The organism is Streptomyces sp. CA189 (assembly GCF_056428985.1).
This window is the reverse complement of record NZ_JBWJVM010000204.1, coordinates 1-635: the sequence shown is the minus strand read 5'-3', so window position 1 is coordinate 635 and position 635 is coordinate 1. Positions and strand designations below refer to the sequence as shown.

The following is a 635-nucleotide window of genomic DNA, read 5'->3' as shown; positions in this document are numbered from 1 at the left end:
AGTGACAATAGCTCCACAAAGATTGCGCGGCATGCTAGGTGGCAGGGGGGGGACTGTCAAGGAAAGGCCCGTGGCACTTGCCTCGGCCTGGACCTTTCCGTACAATCGCGGGCCCTGAACTTCCTTGGCATACCCTGCCTTACGCAATTGCACGGGCGTCCGATCCGACCCCATGCAGCCATGCCGGCCGATTCCTACTTCTATAAAGCGTCGGGTGAGCAGGTTTAACGGAGATACACATGTACGCAGTGATTGTTACCGGTGGCAAGCAGCACAAAGTCACCGAAGGCGAATTCCTCAAGGTCGAGAAACTCGACGTCGCTACCGGCGAAGCGATCGATTTCGACCGCGTCCTGCTGGTTGCCAATGGCGAAGACGTGAAAATCGGCCTGCCGGTCGTCGAAGGTGCGAAGGTTACCGCTGAAGTGGTTTCCCACGGCCGTCACGACAAGGTCCGCATCATCAAGTTCCGCCGTCGTAAGCACCACATGAAGCGTCAGGGCCACCGCCAGTGGTTCACTGAAATCAAGATCACCGGCATTCAGGCCTAATTCCTTTCTGGAGGATATGACTCATGGCACACAAAAAAGCTGGCGGTTCTACCCGCAACGGCCGCGACTCAGAAAGTAAACGCC

At 56.9% G+C, this 635-nt stretch carries 2 protein-coding genes; both read left to right on the top strand.

The genetic code is table 11. The features are described from left to right. Window positions 1–239: 239 nt before the first annotated feature. A complete protein-coding gene (rplU, locus tag AC061S_RS44535; RefSeq protein WP_003094761.1) occupies window positions 240–551 on the top strand; it encodes a 50S ribosomal protein L21 in 312 nt (103 codons plus the stop codon). A 23-nt stretch (window positions 552–574) separates the two neighbouring features. Then, window positions 575–635: 50S ribosomal protein L27 (locus AC061S_RS44530; RefSeq protein ID WP_478691590.1), on the top strand; the 61-nt coding region annotated here is incomplete at its 3' end.